The sequence below is a fragment of the Pseudoalteromonas sp. BSi20429 genome (assembly GCF_000238895.1).
Lineage (GTDB): Bacteria > Pseudomonadota > Gammaproteobacteria > Enterobacterales > Alteromonadaceae > Pseudoalteromonas > Pseudoalteromonas arctica.
Genome location: NZ_BADV01000067.1, coordinates 1 through 20,788, shown reverse-complemented (window position 1 = coordinate 20,788; position 20,788 = coordinate 1). Strand labels below are relative to the sequence as shown.

General features: G+C 39.2%; 17 protein-coding genes, 1 pseudogene and 1 riboswitch. Of the genes and pseudogenes, 11 read left to right on the top strand and 7 right to left on the bottom strand.

The annotated features are described in order from the left end of the window. Positions 1 to 131: 131 nt before the first annotated feature. The 3 genes from recN to nadK all read right to left on the bottom strand — a co-directional run bounded on the left by recN (position 132) and on the right by nadK (position 3,400). Positions 132 to 1,805, bottom strand: a complete 1,674-nt coding sequence (gene recN / locus P20429_RS07005) for a DNA repair protein RecN (protein ID WP_007584560.1) — start codon at positions 1,803 to 1,805, stop codon at positions 132 to 134. Positions 1,806 to 1,880: 75 nt separating this feature from the next. Further along, positions 1,881 to 2,438 (bottom strand): hypothetical protein, encoded by a 558-nt coding sequence (locus P20429_RS07010; protein WP_007584558.1) that lies wholly within the window; start codon positions 2,436 to 2,438, stop codon positions 1,881 to 1,883. Positions 2,439 to 2,515: 77 nt separating this feature from the next. Further along, entirely contained in the window at positions 2,516 to 3,400 is an 885-nt protein-coding gene (nadK, locus tag P20429_RS07015) for an NAD(+) kinase (protein WP_004335384.1), read from the bottom strand. A gap of 154 nt (positions 3,401 to 3,554) precedes the next feature. Here nadK and P20429_RS07020 point away from each other — a divergent pair, with 154 nt between their 5' ends. Together P20429_RS07020 and grpE are read left to right on the top strand one after the other, a co-directional pair. Beyond that, on the top strand, positions 3,555 to 4,520 hold the full coding sequence (locus P20429_RS07020) for an HrcA family transcriptional regulator (RefSeq protein WP_007584555.1): 966 nt from the start codon (positions 3,555 to 3,557) through the stop codon (positions 4,518 to 4,520). Between the two features lie 58 nt (positions 4,521 to 4,578). After that, complete coding sequence (gene grpE, locus P20429_RS07025; protein ID WP_007375833.1) at positions 4,579 to 5,190, top strand: nucleotide exchange factor GrpE; 612 nt, start codon at positions 4,579 to 4,581, stop codon at positions 5,188 to 5,190. A gap of 34 nt (positions 5,191 to 5,224) precedes the next feature. On the opposite strand, the gene P20429_RS07030 is transcribed toward grpE, so the two are convergent. Further along, complete coding sequence (locus P20429_RS07030) at positions 5,225 to 6,427, bottom strand: Bcr/CflA family efflux MFS transporter (RefSeq protein WP_007584552.1); 1,203 nt, start codon at positions 6,425 to 6,427, stop codon at positions 5,225 to 5,227. 197 nt (positions 6,428 to 6,624) lie between these two features. Here P20429_RS07030 and P20429_RS07035 point away from each other — a divergent pair, with 197 nt between their 5' ends. After that, entirely contained in the window at positions 6,625 to 7,422 is a 798-nt protein-coding gene (locus P20429_RS07035) for a M48 family metallopeptidase (RefSeq protein ID WP_007584549.1), read from the top strand. 72 nt (positions 7,423 to 7,494) lie between these two features. Here P20429_RS07035 and P20429_RS07040 read toward each other — a convergent pair whose 3' ends face one another. The 3 genes from P20429_RS07040 to P20429_RS07050 form a co-directional block, all read right to left on the bottom strand. Then, on the bottom strand, positions 7,495 to 8,511 hold the full coding sequence (locus tag P20429_RS07040; RefSeq protein WP_007584542.1) for an alpha/beta fold hydrolase: 1,017 nt from the start codon (positions 8,509 to 8,511) through the stop codon (positions 7,495 to 7,497). A gap of 161 nt (positions 8,512 to 8,672) precedes the next feature. Continuing rightward, positions 8,673 to 9,461 (bottom strand): hypothetical protein, encoded by a 789-nt coding sequence (locus P20429_RS07045; protein ID WP_007584541.1) that lies wholly within the window; start codon positions 9,459 to 9,461, stop codon positions 8,673 to 8,675. 132 nt (positions 9,462 to 9,593) lie between these two features. Continuing rightward, positions 9,594 to 10,907, bottom strand: a complete 1,314-nt coding sequence (locus P20429_RS07050) for a Na+/H+ antiporter NhaC family protein (RefSeq protein ID WP_007584540.1) — start codon at positions 10,905 to 10,907, stop codon at positions 9,594 to 9,596. A 372-nt stretch (positions 10,908 to 11,279) separates the two neighbouring features. Here P20429_RS07050 and dapB point away from each other — a divergent pair, with 372 nt between their 5' ends. The 8 genes and pseudogenes from dapB to P20429_RS19715 all read left to right on the top strand — a co-directional run. Next, entirely contained in the window at positions 11,280 to 12,083 is an 804-nt protein-coding gene (gene dapB / locus P20429_RS07055; protein WP_007584539.1) for a 4-hydroxy-tetrahydrodipicolinate reductase, read from the top strand. Between the two features lie 362 nt (positions 12,084 to 12,445). Continuing rightward, positions 12,446 to 13,582: a glutamine-hydrolyzing carbamoyl-phosphate synthase small subunit gene (carA, locus tag P20429_RS07060; protein ID WP_007375827.1), complete on the top strand. Its 1,137-nt coding sequence runs from the start codon at positions 12,446 to 12,448 to the stop codon at positions 13,580 to 13,582. Between the two features lie 16 nt (positions 13,583 to 13,598). After that, the gene (carB, locus tag P20429_RS07065; protein ID WP_007584537.1) at positions 13,599 to 16,817 is read left to right on the top strand and encodes a carbamoyl-phosphate synthase large subunit; all 3,219 of its coding nucleotides are present in this window, start codon (positions 13,599 to 13,601) and stop codon (positions 16,815 to 16,817) included. A 48-nt stretch (positions 16,818 to 16,865) separates the two neighbouring features. Beyond that, positions 16,866 to 17,342 carry a transcription elongation factor GreA gene (gene greA, locus P20429_RS07070; RefSeq protein ID WP_007584535.1) on the top strand — a complete coding sequence of 159 codons (477 nt, stop codon included), beginning with the start codon at positions 16,866 to 16,868 and terminating at the stop codon, positions 17,340 to 17,342. A 241-nt stretch (positions 17,343 to 17,583) separates the two neighbouring features. Next, positions 17,584 to 18,642, top strand: coding sequence for a S66 peptidase family protein (locus tag P20429_RS07075; RefSeq protein WP_007584524.1), 1,059 nt, complete (start codon positions 17,584 to 17,586; stop codon positions 18,640 to 18,642). Positions 18,643 to 18,722: 80 nt separating this feature from the next. Next, a riboswitch (FMN riboswitch) is annotated at positions 18,723 to 18,889 on the top strand. A 246-nt stretch (positions 18,890 to 19,135) separates the two neighbouring features. After that, a complete protein-coding gene (ribB, locus tag P20429_RS07080; protein ID WP_033026936.1) occupies positions 19,136 to 19,789 on the top strand; it encodes a 3,4-dihydroxy-2-butanone-4-phosphate synthase in 654 nt (217 codons plus the stop codon). 193 nt (positions 19,790 to 19,982) lie between these two features. Then, positions 19,983 to 20,474, top strand: a complete 492-nt coding sequence (locus tag P20429_RS07085) for a cupin domain-containing protein (protein WP_007584521.1) — start codon at positions 19,983 to 19,985, stop codon at positions 20,472 to 20,474. A gap of 8 nt (positions 20,475 to 20,482) precedes the next feature. After that, positions 20,483 to 20,788: pseudogene (locus tag P20429_RS19715) on the top strand (hypothetical protein); the annotation flags it as partial.

The following is a 20,788-nucleotide window of genomic DNA, read 5'->3' as shown; positions in this document are numbered from 1 at the left end:
AAGTATGTTTATATTTACTAAATATAATTAAACAGGTGCTTAGTACTAATAACAACCAACTTAAAATTATACATAAATCAACTAAAGTACTGTGCATTATTTAATCCTTGAAGACGTTATTTACTAACACATTAGGCGTGAGCCATTATTAGTTCTTTAGCATTTGCTTTAGCTGTTTTGCTTATGTTATCGCCGCCAAGTAAACGGGCTATTTCATTAATACGGCCATCTTTATTTAAAGGCAGCATATGAGTAAACGTTTCGCCTTGTGCTATTTCTTTAGCTACAAAAAATTGCTGATGTGCACTACTGGCAACTTGCGGTAAATGAGTAACACAAATTACTTGAGTTGATTTACCTAATTGGCGTAATAACTTACCTACAGCAGATGCCGTTGGGCCAGAAATACCTACATCAACTTCATCAAAAATAAGTGTTGGGGTTGTTACTTTTTGGGCAATAATTACCTGTATAGCAAGACTTATACGAGAAAGCTCACCACCTGATGCTACTTTAGCTAATGGCTGAAGTGGTTGCCCCGGATTAGTTGATACTAAAAACGAGACATTATCAAAGCCTAGGCTGTTTGGTGTACGATTACTCTCTTGAGTTAAGGCTATTTCAAAAACACCGTTTTCCATTGATAAGTTAGCCATGCTTTCACTTATTAGTGTGTTAAGTGTATTAGCATACTCGCAGCGGCTTTTACTTAATTCATCAGCAGTTTGCTTGTAACTAAGTAACGCGCTTTCTATTTCTGACTCAAGCTGCTCCAGACGATTACTATTATTACTTATTGACTCAAGTTCTTGAGCAATCGATTGATGAAACTCAACTAACTGCTGTGGTTTTATATGATGCTTACGCGCTAAATCCATCGCTCCACTTAGCCTATTTTCTACTTCAACTAAGCGTGCCGGGTCTAAATCTGCTTGCTCAGTGTAATTGCGCACTTCGCGGCTTGCTTCTTCAACTTGTACAGCGGCTTCGCTAAGCATAGCAGCTACGCTTGCTAAACTTTCGTCATATTGAGCCAGTTCGGTAAATTGTTGAGCGCTGTGCTGTAGTAATGAGCAAGCGTTTTGCTCATCACTTTCATATAAGTGTTGTAACTCACGTTGGCACGATTCTAATATTGTTTGGCTATTGCTTAGTTTGTAATGCTCAGCCTCAATTAAATCAAACTCATTTTCTTGTAATGCAAATTCATCAAGCTCAGCAACTTGATACTCTAACAATTGTTTTTGCGCTGCTTGTTGCTGCTGTTGTTGTTCTAAGTGTTTAAATTCTTTTTGTAAGTTAGCAAACTGTTTATAGTTTTTATTTACTGAGTTTACTAAGTGGTGATGCCCTGCATAGGCATCTAAAAGCTGTAACTGATGCTCAGCTTTTAATAAATATTGGTGGGCATGTTGTCCATGAATAGATATTAAATATTGACCAAGTTCTTTTAATTGTGATGCGGTAACTGCACTACCATTAATATAGCTTTTACTACGGCCATTTTTACAAACAACACGACGTAATAAGCACTCGTTGTCAGAAGTGCTTAGCATATGTTGCTCTAAAAATGCTTGAGCAAGCGGTAGATCTGTTAAGTCAAATTGTGCACATACTTCCGCTTTATCAGAGCTTGGGCGAACTGCTGATGCTTCAGCGCGCTCACCTAAGCATAGCGATAGGGCATCAATAGCAATAGATTTACCAGCACCTGTCTCACCTGTGATCGCAGTCATACCGCTGCGCCATTCGGTGCTTAAATTACTTACGATTGCAAAATTTTTAACTTCTAAACCAATTAACATACTGTTTATCCATCCAGTCAATTAACTGTTAATTTATACAGTGTTTTGGTTTTTTGCAAATTAATTTTTTATTATTTAAGCAACACTTACATCTTGAGTAAACTGTGTATCGGAAGTTTGGGAAGATGCATCAATTTGATCATCAACAATATCAGTAGGTTGTATACTTTCTTCGGTTTTAAGCAGAGCAATGAGGGGAGGTAATGTATTAATATAAAAACTCTTATTGTACAAAATTCCTTGCTGGGGCAACTCAGATACAAAGTACTGTATATTATCAATCAATGGTTGAATTATATTTGTTTGATTGATTTTAATTAACTCGTTGGACAACGTATTAATTAGTAGGTCGGCGGTATCTTCAAGCTGTTGCAAGTTCTCGTCTGTATGTGATTGAACAACAAAAAAATTATTTACAATAGCTTGAATGCGAGGAACGTATTTTGGGCGAATTATTTTAGCATCAAGTAGATCATTAAGCTTTGCTTTAAGGCGCGTATTTACATGCGAAACACGTTCATTAAATAGCTTTTTTCTAGCTTCTATCGCTTTTTTACGGTTACTCTCAATTTTGAGGTAACTGTATAAAAGTGTAATTAATAGCAGTAAAGCAAAGAATACTACATAAGTCATTGCTACTCGTTCCTAAATTAGTTGATTATTATTTTAAGTCGCCATTTTGCTTTATAGTACTAAATTTGGCAATAAAATTAGTACAAACGACTACCCCAATTCAGTTTTGTACGTAAAACGTTGTAGTAAGAGTAATTTTTTGGATGAATTAAGCGCAATTGTTTATCGGCTTTTTTAATTACTACCTCATCGCCGGGCAATACGGCTAGCACTACGTGGCTGTCGCAGCTTACCTGTAGGCTATCTGTATTTTCTAGGCTTAGCTTTAAACGAACTTCATTATCGGCATCTACCACTAAAGGTCTGCTAGATAAGGTATGAGGAAACATAGGTACTAACGATATAGCATTTAGTTCTGGCGTTAATATTGGACCGCCACCTGAAAGTGAATACGCCGTAGAGCCTGTCGGGGTTGATACTATTAAACCATCGGAGCGCTGAGAAAACACAAAGTCATTATTTATAAAAGCTTCAAATTCAATCATGTGCGCTACTTTATCGGCATGAAGTACCGCTTCGTTAACGGCTGAGTTTGCACTTTTTAATTCGTTGTGGCGATATACTTCTACTTCTAATAAAAAACGTTTTTCTTCAAGATACTCACCACTGAGTACTTGCTCTAAGCTCGCTTCAAACCCTTCGGGGTTTAAATCAGTTAAAAAGCCAAGGTTGCCTCTATTTACACCAATTACAGCAATGTTAAAGCGCGCAAGTACGCGAGCTGCGCCAAGCATGTTACCGTCACCGCCTACAACAATGGCTAAATCGGCTTGTTCACCTAAGTCGACTAACTTAACAAGTTTGTCATGCGGAATATCGTCTAACTGACTCCCTGTGCGTTTTTCTACTATTACCTCAAAGCCAAGCGCAAGTAAAAAGGTATGTAAACGCTGAAGGGTAGCAGCGGCTCCCGGGTGATTAGGTTTGCCAATTAGGCCTATGGTGTTAAAAGGAGAGTCCATAATGTACGCACAAAGAGATTTAATAATAGTAGAGTAACTCAAAACAGAAGTGTTTGAAAATACAGATTATAGCAATATTATAAACCTTCAATTTTATTCGCAGTGAGTTAGCTGCACGACTTGAAAAAGAACTAAACGCCCCGATATCTCTTTCATGCAACAAGATGTAGATACCATGAAACTAAACCCACGAGATCAGCAAATTTTTTCAGCTGTTATGAACATGTACTGTAATGGTGAAGGCTTGCCTGTTCCATCAACAAAAATTGCCAAGCTCAAAGGCATGGCAGTGTGTTCGGCTACGGTTCGTAATGCTATGGCTCGCTTAGAAAAAGTGGGCTTATTGTATTCACCTCATACATCCGCAGGGCGAGTGCCGACAAATGAAGGGTTTGATTATTGGTTTGACGAATTTTTTGTGCTTGCTGATATTGCTAATTATTGGCAACCACAGCAGTCACAACTCGTTGAGCTAGCGCATGGTTTGAGCCAAAAATACCAAGTATGTTGTTGTGTTGGTTTACCTCAAGCCAGTTCACAGCAAATGTTTAGAGTAGAAGTGCTTGATTTTGATTCTACCGACTGGCTTATTTTATTAATAGATAGGGCAGGGCAGAGTCACAATATTTGTATTGATAAACCTCATGATTCGTCAGACTCTGTTCGTTATCAATTTGCCACTTGGTTGAACACTGTATTTAGCCAACAAACCTTAATGGAAGGTTTGTACCGTATGCAAGCTATGGCAAATACAGCGCCTCGAAATTGCCATGATTCGCTTAATCAATGGACGCGACAACTAAGCCAAAAATTAGGCTCAGATAATAGTATTGTTGTTGGTGAAAATTACCTCTACAAACAAATAGACTGCGAACAAAGTTTAAATATTGGTGTTTCGTTTTTAAATTATGTAGAAGATAAACTCGCTTTTAAAAATGGTGTATCGGTACTTAATAGCGAAAAATTACCTTTTACTGAGTGCGATGAATTAATTGTAATAAGCGTGCCGTACTTTAAAAATCAAGAATATCAAAGCCGTTTTTGTATAATTTGTCCTAAATCAGCGCAGATTGAAGAAATAATTCAAGAATTTAAATTAATTGAGGCATCTAACTCTTGAATCTTTTTATTCAATCCCCATAATTACCGCAGTTGTAAAGAATTGGAGCACGTATTTTATGTCTGAGCAGACACAAAACCCTGAGCAAGAAGTAGAATTAAACGAAGAAATTTCTAAAATGCAGGCTGATGTAGAAGCAGCAGTAGAAGCCGCTGATCAGCATGCAGAACAAGAACAAAGCCCTGAAGCAGAAATTGCGATGTTATATGCAGAGCTTGAAGCTGCAAAGCAAACAATTGCTGATCAAAAAGACGGTGTTGTTCGTGCCGCAGCAGATGTAGATAATATTCGTCGTCGTGCAGCACAAGATGTAGAAAAAGCGCATAAATTTGCACTAGAAAAATTTGCTAACGAATTACTACCTGTAATTGATAACCTTGAACGTGCTATTGAATTTTCTGATAAAGAAAATGAGACACTAAAGCCGTTGCTTGAAGGTATCGATATGACGGTTAAGAGCTTTAATGACGCTGTTTCTAAATTTGGTGTTGAAATTGTAAACCCACAAGGTGAGCAGTTTAATCCAGATTTTCATCAAGCAATGTCAATTCAACCAAGTAACGATGTAACACCTAATACAGTACTTGCTGTTATGCAAAAAGGTTACACATTGAATGGTCGTTTATTACGCCCTGCAATGGTTATGGTTTCTAAAGCTGCTGACGCTTAATTAATTTAAGGTTATTAGCTTTGATAAAAATGCCTCATATTGAGGCATTTTTTTTGTCTTTTTTATAGTGAATTAGCTGTACGAGCATAGTGAGTAACACAGCACTAAACATTAAACTTGAAAATGGTACTGCGCTTTTTGCATGCATAATGGCGAGTAACGGGCCAACTAATGCACCACTACCAAAACGAAGTGTGCCAATTACGGCCGTTGCTGTACCTGTGTTTCTTTCAAACTTCATCAATATTAGCGAATCAGCATTACTTGCAGTGACACCTAAACTCATCATTAATGGCGCAATAGCAGCCACAATATAATAAAGTGATAAGTGCAATAAGCTAAATGTTAACAGCGCAAGCCCCGATACAAACCCACATACAAGCCCAATATAGAGCATTTTTCGAGAGCCCAGCCTTGGTACAATTCGCGTATTTAAAAAGTTACCAAACATAAGCGCCATTACATTAAACGCAAATAACACACCAAATAACTGTTCTGACACTTCATATAAATCTAAATAAATAAATGGTACTGAGGTCAAAAAGCAAAAAAATCCAAACGATACAAACATAGAACTGAGTATATCCGCACGTGCGTCTTTATTACTGAGTACTGTTTTATAGCTATCAAAAAACAGAGCGAGGCCTTTTTTCTCATTTTTATGAATAGGTATATCTATTAAATACACTTGTACAAACGCTAATATTAAAAAGCTATATCCAGCAAGAACCAAAAATATGGTTGACCAAACAGAAAATCCTAAAATAAACGAACCAACAGAGGGGGCTACTAACGGTGCTACCATCATGATCATCGACACATACGACATTCCCTTAGCTGTATTTTGCTGATAAATATGGCGAATAATACCCGGTACGACTACGGTTGCTGCCGCTCCGGTAAATGCTTGCACTGCTCTAATAGTCCAAAACGCATGGATTTCGGTTGTAAATGCGAGTGCAAGTGAGCTTGCGCCAAATAGGGTTAAGCCAATACGTGCGAGCTTACGGCGGCCAATTTGATCGGCAATAGGGCCAAAAAATAACATCCCCAATGAATAACCCGCTAAGTAAATACTCAACGATATTTGTACATTTGGCATATTAGTTTGTAAATCGCTTGCAATTACCAGCATGGCGGGCAAATACATATCAATAGCCAAAGGAGTAATCGCCACGATACTGGCTAATAAAGGCAATAAAATACGGGTATTAAAAGACGAGGCTGAGGCGTCCATGTGTAAACTCAACAATCACTAAAAACAAGGGCTATAGTGTAACAGGGCATTGTATTTGGATAAACTTAGTTTGCCTGCTAAGTTTATCGTCTTATCGCATCCTTTTAATATAAAGGTATATAAAGCAAATATTTTAAATTGGTACTGTGTTTGCTATTCTACAAGCAATAAAAAATTCATTACTTAAGAGAATTATCATGAAAAAACTAGTACTTGCAGTATTAGCGACAGCCGTTTTAGTCGGTTGTAAAACGTCACCAACAGGACGCACTCAAATAGCGCTTTACTCAGATCAACAAATGAGTGAAATGGGCACTGCTAGTTTTGCAGATATGAAAAAAAGCCAACCAATTAATAAAGATGCAAAAACAAATGCATATGTAAATTGCATTGCTGAAAAAGTAGTGGCTGTATTACCAAAAGAATACGCGTCGCAAAATTGGGAAGTAGTTGTATTTGAAGATGAATCTGCTAATGCTTTTGCACTACCTGGTGGTTACATTGGGGTGCATACGGGCTTATTAAAAATAGCCACCAATCAAGACCAACTAGCAACAGTGCTAGGGCACGAAGTAGGGCACGTAATTGCTGAGCATTCTAATGAACGTGTTTCACAAAGCTCTATTTTAGATACCGGTATGCAACTTGGTAGTGCAGCACTTGAAATAGGTAACATTCAATACCGTAATGAAATTATGCAGGGTCTAGGCTTAGGCGCACAGTATGGTGTTGTTTTGCCATTTAGCCGTTCGCACGAGTCAGAAGCTGATGAAATTGGCTTGGATTTAATGGCTGAAGCAGGCTTTAATCCACAAGAATCAGTAACCCTTTGGCAAAATATGAGTGCAGCAGGTAGTGGTACAACACCTGAGTTTTTATCAACTCACCCAGCGCCAAGCAGTCGTATTAAAGACTTACAAGCACAAATGAGTAAAGCACTTAGTGAGCAAAGCACTGCTAAAGCACAGGGTAAAAACCCACAATGTAAGCTGTAATCTAGTTTAATTACTAAATAAAAACCCCTGTGAGTAATTACTTACAGGGGTTTTTGTATTCAGTACTCACCTTTATTTAGTTGTAAGCGCTTTTTGTAATACATTTTTAAAGCGTTCAAAATCTTCAATGTGCGGCAGGTGCCCTAAGTTATCTAGTTCGAATAATTGTGCGTCAGGAATAAGTGTTGCAGCGTGTTTGCCTAATTTATCGTATCGACCAAGCTCGTAATCAACATCATCTTTTTTCCAGTTACGGCCTGGACCGGTTCTATCGCGTGTACCAATAATTAATTTAACTGGCACAGTTAAATCTTTAAATTCGGTTATTACAGGTTGAGTGAAAATCATATCGTATGTTTTTGCATTCACCCATGCCATTTGTTCTTTATCTGGGCCTTGTATTTGCCCTGTTATAAAGTCAGTTAAGGCTGAGTATGTTGTATTCCACTTACCATCGTAGTAATTTTTTTGCTGATATTTTTTTACACCTTCAGGTGTTTTTGAAAGCTCGTTTTTATAGAAAAAATTAGTATCTTTGTAATCAACATACTGCAAGTAGTTTTCAAGCCCAATAGGGTTTAATAAAATTAGCTTTTTAGTGGCGTTTGGGTACATTAATGCAAAACGACTCGCTAGCATCCCGCCCATAGAGTGCCCAAGTACAATCGACTCTTTAATATTAAGTGAATCTATTAACGCGTGAGTATGATGAGCAAGCGTCGCAAACGAATACTGGTAATTAGTTGGCTTAGACGACTTGCCAAAACCAATTTGATCAGGGATTAATACCCCATAACCTAAAGATTGCAGGTATTGCGCAGTGGTAGTCCAGTAGTCAGCATTAAAATTTTTGCCATGCATAAGTGTAACTGTAGGCATACCGGCTTTAGTAGGCTTTAAGTAAATATAAGCCATTTTTAATGATTGTTTTTGCGACTCAAGTGCAAAGTAATTTACCTTAAAGTCGTATTCGTAATTGCTTAATAGTGCATCATAAGAAAGGGCGGATGTATCTTGAGAAGTGCCAGCTAAGGCATTGTTTGTTAGTACTAATAATGTAGAGAAACAAATAACTTTAATCGACGACATTCAGTTACTCCTATTAAAGGCGAGCGCTTGGCTTAAAAAGAAGTACAACAATAACTAAGTATTTAAACCTGTTCAATTAAATGTTTTACGTGGACGAAAAAAAGCGAAGCTAAAATAGTGCTTCGCTTATTATTACTGAGTAAAGAGCTGATTGTTGAAGCTTAAAATGTCCACTCAATATGGATTTGTGGTACCGATTCAGTGACTTCAGTACCTAATTTGTTGTGCCAGTATTGTAATTCTATTCCCAGCAGTAGTGTGTTTTCTTTCATTTGAAGGGCGTGACCCATATCCCACACTAAAATAGGCTGTGCTAATATCCAAGCTTGTACATCGTTACCAAATTCATCTTCACGCTCTGCGATGTATTCAGCGTGGCCTTTAAAGCTAAACTTTTGTGAGCCAATAGTGAAAGGATATTCAAAAGCTACATCAAGCATCCAACTATTAGTTTCAATAGGTGCGCCGCCTTTTGCTACACCTTCACTATCGTCAATGTAGGCTGTGAACAGCGTTTGAAAAAAGTTAAACCCAGGTACATCCCAGCTTAATTTAACACCTGGTAGATACTTCATTACTTTTGCATCACCAGCAACGTTAATACCGCCCGTTAGGCCAACATCTAATAATGCGCCAGAGCCAATTTGCTTACCAGTGATGGCTGATAAGCTAACCGTTGAGTACCACTCACCATAAAAATCAGCATCTTGGTAACCGTCATCTATATCGTCTTTACTGTAATCAATAAAAAAGAAATTATCGCCGTAGTCATAGCCCGATGCATGTTGAAGCGAGTAAACAGTGGTGTCTGACTCTTGCTTAGAAAATGGATTTTTTTGGCTGCCATTATTTATATGTACTGCTGTACTGCTCCAATTGGCAGCGAAAGCCGACGATGATAAAGCGAGAGAAGTAAGGGTAATAAAAGGGAGTAATTTTTTAAATTTCATAACTGTTTATAACTATAATTTTAGTGACACGCGGAAGCGGCAATTATAGCAGAAGAGATTGATTTGTTGATCGCTAATTTAACACATGTTGCAGCCTACTTAATAAGCTGCAACATGTAATGACTCAATTTATTACGCTTTATTACGGCGCAAACAAATAATAGTAATCGCCGTAAATGCTAAAATAAAACAGTAATAAGAAGACGTTGATACTTCCCACGGGCTAATTTTAAACGTAGCACCTAACAGTAGCGCTTGTGCGCCATAAGGAAGTGAGCCTTGCGTTACACAAGCAAATATATCAAGCAAACTTGCAGAGCGTTTACCGCTTATTTCACCATCATCTGCTAGCTTTTTAGCAATAGGGCCAGCAACAATAATAGATACGGTATTATTAGCAATACACATATTACTTGTCATAACCAATGCTGCAATACCTAATTGATCGGCCACTTTACGGTGCCATTTTGCAATGATTTTAGTTATGGCTTGAATTTTTTGAGCAATGAAATCAAGGCCACCGTTAATACGAATAAATTCAGATAAGCCACCAATAAACATCGATAGTAAAAATATTTCCTGCATATCGGTAAAGCCTTTGTAAATGTCTTTTACAAAGCTTGCGCCTTCATAACTTCCTGTAAAGCCCATTAATGCAGCAAAAATAATACCGCTAAACAACACGACAAATACGTTCAAGCCAGCAACGGCTAACACTAAAATAAAGGCATAAGGAAGTACTAACCAAATATCGTAATCTTTGGTTTCAACTACTTGTGCTGCAGGTGTTAAATAAAACAACAAGCCAATAGTTAGTATTGCAGCAGGGACTGCAATTTTAAGATTCTCTTTAAACTTGTCTTTCATTTCACAGCCCTGCGTTCGCGTAGCTGCAATAGTGGTGTCGGAAATAATTGATAAGTTATCGCCAAACATAGCGCCAGATACAATCGTACCGGCCATTAACGCAGGGTCGATACCTGTTTTAATTGATACCGCATAAGCAATAGGACCAATAGCACCAATTGTTCCCATCGACGTACCCATTGCAGTAGATACAACCGCTGCAATTAAAAATAAACCAGGAAGTAATAGCGAAGGTGGAATAAGTGATAAGCCAGCATTTACTACCGCATCTACACCACCGGTTGCACTGGCAACAGCAGAAAACGCACCCGCAAGTAAGTAGATTAAACACATGGTAATAATATTGTTGTGTCCGGCACCTTTAATAAAGGTCTCTACACACTCGTTTACTGTGCCTTTATTTAAAATAAACGCAAGCATAATGGCGGGTAATATAGCCACTGGAGCAGGAAGTTGATAAAAAGCGTAGTCAACCCCTTGCGATTGTAAATATAAACCAGAGCCCAAAAATAGTGCTACAAAGGTTAAAAGGGGTAGTAAAGAAAGTATTGCTTTATTTTTGTTAAATGATGGCTGCATCATAATCCTCGAAACCAGTTAATTTACAACAGCCAAAAATTCCTCTTTTAGCTGAATTTAGCAAATCTACCTACTATGTTAATCATTAACAAAATTAGGAGAGTGCAGCGCCCGCAAGCCAAAGACCAAATCGACGCGAAAGAGAAGTTTAAATGTATAGATGGCTAAAGTAAACTGGTATTGTTATTATTATTAAATTAAAAGGTCACCTGACTATTGCATGACTTTTAGATAATATCTACAAAGTAACGCTATTTTCAGCGATTAATATTTGTCCAACTGCATAAAAATGCCCAAGCGCGTATTTGTAATGCACCGGATATATACTCAGATTAGTAAAAAACGGATCCAAATTTAAATTAGGTAAAAACAATGACTACAAATCGAATAGGCGTTTTTGGTGCTAATGGCAGAATGGGCTTAGCTCTATTAGAAGCAGCGACAATTAAAGAGCAAACACAACTTACAGGTGCATACGTTCGTAGCAGTTCATCGTTATTAGGTATTAATGTAAATCAAGTAAATAGCGCAGCCGATAACAGTGTTAGCTTTAGAGAAGAAACCACAATAGATAATGTAGATGTTTTAATCGACTTTACGCTTCCCGCTGGTATGAAAAACCATTTAAAAACCGCTGTAGCACAAAAAATTCCTATGGTTATTGGTACAACGGGCTTAACAAGCGACGATATGGCACTTTTACACGATGCCGCTAAGCATATTCCTATTGTATTTGCGCGAAACTACAGTGTAGGAGTCAATGTATTACTGAACCTTGTGCAAACCGCAGCGACCAAATTTGGTGACGATTTAGATATTGAAATATTTGAAGCGCATCATCGTCATAAAATCGATGCGCCATCGGGCACAGCATTAGCCATTGGCGAATCAATTGCACAGGCTAAAGGCTGGGACCACGACGAGGTTGCTGTATATGACCGCAGCCAAGTGGAGACCGCTAAATCGCAAAATGAAATTGGTTATTCGGTACTAAGAGGGGGCGATATAGTAGGTGAACACACCGCATACTTCGCCACAATGGGCGAAAGACTCGAATTAACCCATAAAGCAAGTTCAAGAATGACATTCGCTCTAGGTGCTGTAAGGGCTGCAAGCTGGTTGAAAAATAAACCTGTAGGACTTTATGATATGCAAGATGTACTAGATCTGAAGTAGTTTAGTTACTTTTTTAACTGTTTGGGTCTAATTTTGCCTACAGTGACTTGTTTGTAACAATTTACTAAATAATATTAGACCTAAAAGCTAACTTAATGTAATATGCAGCCAATTTGCCAAAAATTACTAAATGCGTGTTTCCAATTATACCCAAGTGGCTAGTAAATCCGGGGTTTCAGTGGGAATAAAAATAGTTTTAGGCAAGAAAAAATGATTGAAGGTTGAATGCTTTACATCTGCATCATTTAAGACTGCGTAAAACAATTTAAGCTCACAGAAATCTGGTTTTGACGATCCCTCTGGGTATTGGCGGGGTGTTAAGCAATTGCTTACTCCCGTTTTTTACTGTTAGGAGGTTTAACTTGACTAAATCCGCTCTGTTAGTCCTAGAAGACGGCACAGTGTTTCGCGGTACTGCAATCGGCGCTGACGGCATGTCAGTCGGTGAAGTAGTATTCAATACGTCTATGACTGGTTATCAAGAAATTTTGACTGATCCATCATACGCGGAACAAATCGTAACTTTGACGTACCCACATATCGGTAATACGGGTACCAACAGCGAAGACGAAGAAGCGAATCAAATTTGGGCTAAAGGCCTAGTGATCCGTGATTTGCCACTGCTAGCAAGTAATTTTCGTAACGAGCAATCGTTAGATGATTACTTAAAAGAACGTAATATTTTAGGTATTGCGGACATCGACACCAGAAAGTTAACTCGAATTTTGCGTGATAAAGGCGCACAAAACGGGTGTATTATTGCTGGCGACGAGCTAGACGAAAATAAAGCGCTACAAGCCGCGCAAGCCTTCCCAGGTTTAAAAGGTATGGATTTAGCAAAAGTTGTCTCAACCAAGGAAAATTTTGAGTGGCGCGAATCAAGCTGGACATTAGGCGAAGGATTTAAAACCCTTGATGCTGCTGATGAAAAGTTTCATGTTGTTGCCTACGACTTCGGTGTAAAGCGTAATATTTTACGTATGCTTGTAGACCGTGGCTGTAAACTTACAGTAGTACCAGCGCAAACCTCTGCCGCTGACGTACTGGCTTTAAACCCTGATGGTATCTTCCTATCTAATGGCCCTGGCGATCCTGAGCCATGTACTTACGCTATTGATGCAATTAAAACCTTTTTAGAAACCGACACACCTATTTTTGGTATCTGTTTAGGTCATCAGTTATTAGCCCTTGCCTCAGGTGCTAAAACAGAAAAAATGAAATTTGGCCACCACGGCGCTAACCACCCAGTTAAAGACCTAGACCGCGATGTAGTTATGATCACAGCTCAAAACCATGGTTTTGCAGCTCAAGAGTCAAGCCTGCCAAGTACGCTTCGTGCCACGCACAAATCGTTATTTGACGGAACGCTTCAAGGTATTCATCGTACAGATAAACCTGCGTTTAGCTTCCAGGGTCACCCTGAAGCAAGCCCTGGTCCGCACGATGCAGCCCCATTATTTGACCACTTCATCGATTTGATGCAAGCGCGTAAACACTAATTTAACTGGAGTAATAATGCCAAAACGTACCGACATAAAAAGCATTCTTATCTTAGGCGCAGGCCCAATTGTAATTGGTCAAGCTTGTGAATTTGACTACTCTGGTGCTCAAGCGTGTAAAGCACTTAGAGAAGAAGGCTACAGAGTTATATTAGTTAACTCAAACCCTGCAACTATCATGACCGACCCTGATATGGCCGATGCAACATACATCGAACCAATTCACTGGGAAGTGGTAGAAAAAATTATTGAAAAAGAAAAGCCAGATGCAGTACTGCCTACAATGGGTGGTCAAACGGCATTAAACTGTGCGCTTGAACTAGACAAGCACGGTGTATTGGCTAAACATGGTGTTGAACTAATTGGTGCAACGGCTGATGCAATCGACAAAGCAGAAAACCGTGAACGCTTTGACGTAGCAATGAAAAATATTGGTCTTGAATGTCCTCGTGCTGAAATTGCTCACTCTATGGATGAAGCCAAAGACATCATAACGCGCATTGGTTTACCATGTATTATCAGACCTTCTTTTACTATGGGCGGCACCGGCGGCGGTGTAGCGTATAACTTAGAAGAGTTTGAAGAAATTTGTGAACGTGGCTTAGATTTATCGCCAACGAACGAATTACTAATTGATGAATCACTGATTGGTTGGAAAGAGTACGAAACAGAAGTTGTACGTGATAAAAACGACAACTGTATTATTGTTTGTACCATTGAAAACTTTGACCCTATGGGTGTTCACACTGGCGATTCAATCACCGTTGCACCAGCGCAAACGCTAACCGACAAAGAATACCAAATTATGCGTAACGCCTCTATGGCTGTATTACGTGAAATTGGTGTAGAAACTGGCGGTTCTAACGTGCAGTTTGGTATTAATCCTGAAGATGGCCGTATGGTTATCATTGAGATGAACCCACGTGTATCACGTTCATCTGCATTAGCATCAAAAGCAACGGGTTTCCCAATTGCTAAAATTGCAGCAAAACTAGCCGTAGGTTATACTCTTGACGAGCTTCAAAACGACATTACTGGTGGCAAAACTCCCGCGTCTTTTGAGCCTTCAATCGATTACGTTGTTACAAAAATTCCTCGCTTTAACTTTGAAAAATTTGCCGGTGCAAACGACCGTTTAACTACGCAAATGAAATCAGTTGGCGAAGTAATGGCAATTGGTCGTAACCAACAAGAATCATTACACAAAGCATTACGTGGTCTTGAAGTGGGTGCAACGGGATTTAACCCGATAGTTGCGCTTGATGATCCTAAAGCAAAAGAAAAAATAATTCGTGAACTACGCGAGCCAGGCGCTGAGCGTATTTGGTACATTGCCGATGCAATGCGCCATGGTATGAGCGTTGATGATGTTTACGAACTGACTAAAGTTAACCGCTGGTTCTTAGTACAAATAGAAGACATTTTAAAAGACGAAGCAAAAATAGCGAAAGTAGGCATGGCGGGTTTAAATGCTGACTTCCTACGTAAACTTAAACGCAAAGGCTTTGCAGATCCGCGTATAGCAGAAATTGCAGGTGTATCTGAAGCTGAAATTCGTAAAAAACGTCATTTATTAAACATCGTGCCAGTATACAAACGTGTTGATACGTGCGCTGCAGAATTTAGCTCAGACACTGCTTACATGTACTCAACTTACGATGAAGAGTGTGAAGCTAACCCAACAGATCGTGATAAAATCATGGTTATTGGTGGTGGTCCAAACCGTATCGGTCAAGGTATTGAGTTTGATTACTGTTGTGTACATGCCTCGCTTGCGCTTCGCGAAGACGGTTACGAAACTATTATGGTTAACTGTAACCCTGAAACGGTATCTACCGATTACGATACATCTGACAGGTTATACTTTGAACCAATTACGCTTGAAGACGTACTCGAAATCGTACGTGTTGAAAAGCCAAAAGGCGTTATCGTACAGTACGGTGGTCAAACACCACTTAAACTAGCGCGTGAGCTTGAAGCGAATGGTGTACCAGTGATTGGTACTTCACCTGATGCGATTGACCGTGCAGAAGACCGCGAACGTTTCCAACAACTTGTTGAGCGTTTAAACTTACTTCAGCCAGAAAATGCAACAGCAACTTCAACCGAAGAAGCCTTACTTAAATCAGTTGAAATTGGCTTTCCATTAGTTGTACGCCCGTCGTACGTACTAGGTGGTCGTGCAATGGAAATTGTATACGACGAAGATGATTTACGTCGCTACATGACCGAAGCTGTACAAGCATCAAACGAAGCACCTGTATTACTGGACCGTTTCTTAGATAACGCGATTGAAGTTGACGTTGACGCAATTTGTGACGGCGAGCAAGTAATTATCGGCGGTATTATGGAGCACATTGAGCAAGCGGGTGTTCACTCGGGTGACTCAGCCTGTTCATTACCAGCACATTCTTTATCACAAGAAGTGCAAGATGTAATGCGCAAGCAAGTAACCGACATGGCGCTTGAACTTGGTGTTGTTGGCTTGATGAATACACAGTTTGCAGTAAAAGATGGCAAAGTGTACTTAATCGAAGTTAACCCGCGTGCTGCACGTACTGTACCGTTTGTATCAAAAGCAACCGGTGTGGCGCTTGCAAAAGTAGCTGCACGTTGTATGGCTGGTCAGTCTTTAGCAAGCCAAGGTATTACTAAAGAAGTGATCCCTCCTTACTACAGCGTTAAAGAAGTTGTTTTACCATTTGCTAAGTTTCAGGGTGTGGATCCAATCCGTGGTCCTGAGATGCGTTCAACAGGTGAAGTGATGGGTGTTGGTGATACTTTCGCCGAAGCATTCGCAAAAGCACAATTAGGTGCAAGCAACACTTTACCACGCGGTGGTCGCGCGCTATTATCTGTTCGTAATAGCGATAAGCCACGTATTGTTGAATTAGCCAAAATCATGACCGACTTAGGTTTTGAACTTGACGCAACTGGTGGCACGGCACAAGCTCTTGAAGAAGCTGGCATTGAAGTACGACGTGTAAACAAAGTATATGAAGGCCGCCCGCATATTCTTGATTATATCAAGAATAAAGAGTACAGCTATATCGTTAATACCACCGAAGGTCGCCAAGCGATCGAAGATTCGAAGGTGTTACGTCGTGGTGCATTGCAAAATAAAACCAACTATACGACAACCTTGAACGCGGCATTCGCTAACTGTACTGCTAATAAAGCAGATGACCGCAGCAAAGTGACGTCAGTTCAAGAGCTACATCTGCGATTGAACTAAGGAAATGTGCCAAGGCCAACTAGGGCCTTGGTGTTAAGTGAGAAAAGTATGCAATCAATTCCGATGACAGTTCGTGGCGCAGATTTACTGCGTAAAGAGCTTAACGAATTAAAAACAGTTACCCGTCCTAAAATCGTAAGTGATATTGCGGTTGCACGTGAACATGGTGACTTAAAAGAAAACGCTGAATACCACGCTGCGCGTGAGCAACAGGGTTTTTGTGAAGGGCGTATTCAAGAAATTGAAGCTAAACTTTCAAATGTTCAAATTATCGACGTAACTAAAATGCCAAATACCGGTAGAGTTATTTTTGGCACTACGGTAACTATTGTAAATGTAGAAACCGATGCTGAAGTAAAATACCGTATTGTGGGCGATGACGAAGCAAATATTAAAAACAACTTAATATCTGTTAACTCACCGATTGCACGTGGCTTAATTGGTAAACAAATGGACGACGCAGTGTCTATTCAAACGCCAAAAGGTATTGTTGAGTTCGAAATCATTGAAGTTGAGTATCTTTAACGCATAACTCACTTTAACGTTTTTAAATAAAAACCGATGTAATTACATCGGTTTTTTTATGTCTGTAATTTAACCTTTAATGGTAGGCGCGTTTGTACAGTATTCATATTCTATAAATATGGTCTATGTTGGTATAGTAGGTACTTATATCAATTTATTAAAAACATGAGCATTTAGCGCATCAAATAACTCGCTGATTTAATGTAATTGGTATTAACGTATTCTCTAAAAAGGAAAATATATGCCTAATATACTTTACCCAGCGCCTTTAAAAGTAGGATCAAAAATAGCAATTTGTTCACTTTCATCAGGCCTTAAAGAAAAGTACCATGCACGGTTAGACATTGTTATTAATGGATTAAAACATCGAGGGTATGATGTTGTTGAAGGAGAGTTTTTACGTCAAAGCAAACCGCATGGACAGCTTAACGCTAAAGCGCACGCTCAGCAGTTAATGGGTTTTTTATTAGATGATGAGATAGATGCAATTATGCCTCCATTTGGTGGCGAGCTTGCAATGGAAATACTGCCCCTACTTGATTTTAATGCAATTAAAGAAGCAAAGCCTAAATGGTTAGTTGGGTTCTCTGATGTAAGCACCATTGCATGCGCACTCACGGCAAAATGCCAATGGGCAACACTACACAGCGCTAATCTTATGCAGTTACATCCTGACGAAAAAAGTCCTTATTGCCTGCAAATATTTGAAACACTAAGTTATGAAGCAGGTAGCAAATTTGAGCAAGCCCCGTCATCGCATTATCAAAAAAATAGACCTGATTACGTACAAAACCCAAATGCATTGTTTGAACACTCAGAAGTTACTCAGTGGCAGTGTTTAAATTACTTTGATGCACGCACTATTGAAATGTCGGGTCGTTTATTTGGTGGGTGCTTAGATACAGTCGGCTTATTACTCGACTCTCCATTTTTGGCACTACATGAATTTAAAAAACACAGTGCACCCGAAGGGCTTATTTTATACCTAGAAAACTCAGAGCTGACGCCAACAACCGTTGCACGGTTTTTACTTTCATTAAAATTAGCAGGTATATTTGACGATATAAACGGTATTATTATTGGTCGCAGCGTGATCACTCAAGGTCAAGATGCTTCTTTTGATTACCGCCACGCGCTTGATGTTGCACTAGGTGGGTGTTTATTTCCTGTGATTATTGATGCCGATATTGGTCATGCTCCACCTAACTTAAATTTAGTAAACGGCGCTACTTGTACAATCACCGCTGACATAAATGAAGGTAAAGTAGTCAAAGCCTCATTAAATACCGAGCTTTGTTAGAAGTTTATTCACTTACCTTTGATAAGTAATTAAGTTAAAGGGTATAATAAGCCCGCTTTTATAGCGCTTTAGTTATAAAAGTACATTCTCAGGGCGGGGCGAAATTCCCCACCGGCGGTATGTCTAATGTTATTTATAACTTAAACGAGCCCGCGAGCGCTTTATTTAACCTAGGTTCAGTAAAGGTCAAGCAGATCTGGTGAGATGCCAGAGCCGACGGTTACAGTCCGGATGAAAGAGAATATGGCTTATTATACTAATACCAATTTTATTAAAGACACGATCATTGTATCGCGTTAAGTGAGCTATTTTTTAGCGTTATAATAGGTCACTAATTTAATGCAGTTGGTATAACAGTGTGCGCTGCTTTTTGCTGCATGCTTTTTGTTATTTTATTTAAGCTATTTTGGTAGTGATCATTTTAAATTTAAAGCGATATATTACTGATCCTTTCACAGTCCTGAATCTATTATTTTTTATTTGGAATATAATGATGATTCAGTCTCTACTTACTCAATTCGGCGAAAGCCATATCCGCGTACAAAGCGCAATTACTGCACTACAGCAAGGGCAAGGCGTACTTGTTGTTGATGATGAAAACCGTGAAAATGAAGGCGACTTTGTATTTTCAGCTGAGCATTTAACGACTTCTCAAATGGCCGAAATGATCCGCGAAGGCAGCGGTATTGTTTGCTTATGCATGGGGGAGGAGCGCATTAAACAGCTCGACTTACCGCAAATGGTAACCCACAACACCAGTCAAAATAACACCGCTTATACAGTCACTATTGAAGCTAAGCATGGCGTTACAACAGGCGTGTCTGCTGCTGATAGAGTAACTACTATAAAAGCAGCGACAGGCGATAACGCTAAACCAAGTGATTTATCGCGCCCTGGGCATGTATTTGGTTTAAAAGCACAAACGGGCGGAGTATTAGTTCGTCGTGGTCATACCGAAGCATCCGTTGATTTAATGCAGCTTGCCGGCTTAAAACCATTTGGCGTAATTTGCGAACTAACAAATCCAGATGGTTCAATGGCGCGCTTACCTGAGGTGAGTGATTATGCTAATAAACATAATATGACTGTGGTTTCTATTGAAGATTTAGTGCAATACATTCAGGCTGCGCAGCTTCAAGTAGGTTAAATCACTTTGTGCTAACCCATTTTATTATAAAACCCAGCATTGACGCTGGGTTTTTATTACTAATAAAAAAGTTATTACTCGTTTTTATTTGAAAATGTTTCTCTCCAATGCGGGTTTTTCAAAAATTTATAGCCTGTAAACTTTACCTCAATAGTTAGTGCATCAGCACATAGTTTATTATTTAGGTGAAATTATGAAAATTAACACGTTATTGCTGGCAACTTCTCTTTTAGGCGCAAGTTCGTTTGCTGCAAAGGCAACAATTGAAGATCAAATAACATCCGCGCCGGGCATGGGAATATTTGCAAACTACAACGAACATATCACTAACACGCCATTTTTACTCAATCTTGATAGCCAACCTAAAGAGCAGATGGGGCCGTATTTAACACGTCAATATTTTCATGGTACACAATCTACGTTTGTGAAATGGGTGGCTAAAAAAGGCGGTAAAGTGCCTTTACACAAACACCCAAACGAGCAAGTTACGTGGATCATTTCTGGCGAGGCCAAAGTGTTCTCCGGTGGCAAACAATATCTTATGAAAGCAGGCGATATGATGGTAATACCTGCTAACGTACCGCACGAGTTTCACTTCAGTGAAGATACTGTAGATATCGACTTTTTTGCCCCAGCGCGTCAAGACTGGATAGATGGTACTGCTAATTACATTCAACAAAAGTAGGGTAAGTTATGTTTTTAGATAAATCTAAATTAGGCTTAACGGCAATTGCCATACTTGTAAGCTCAACAGTAATGGCTGAGCCTGAAACGGTTAAGTCAGAGATTTACGCACAAACAGATGCCGCAGTAGGCGGTATTACATATACGCAAAATAAGCGCTTTATTTTCAGCTATCATCCATTTTATAACCCCAAGGTTAAAGTAGGCGAGCTTTTAAAAAATGGTGATGTAGTGCCATTTCCTAATGCGCAAATGCAAAACGCATATAAAAGTGATGGCAGTTTAAAAAATCCTGCTGATTACTTAAATTGGGTA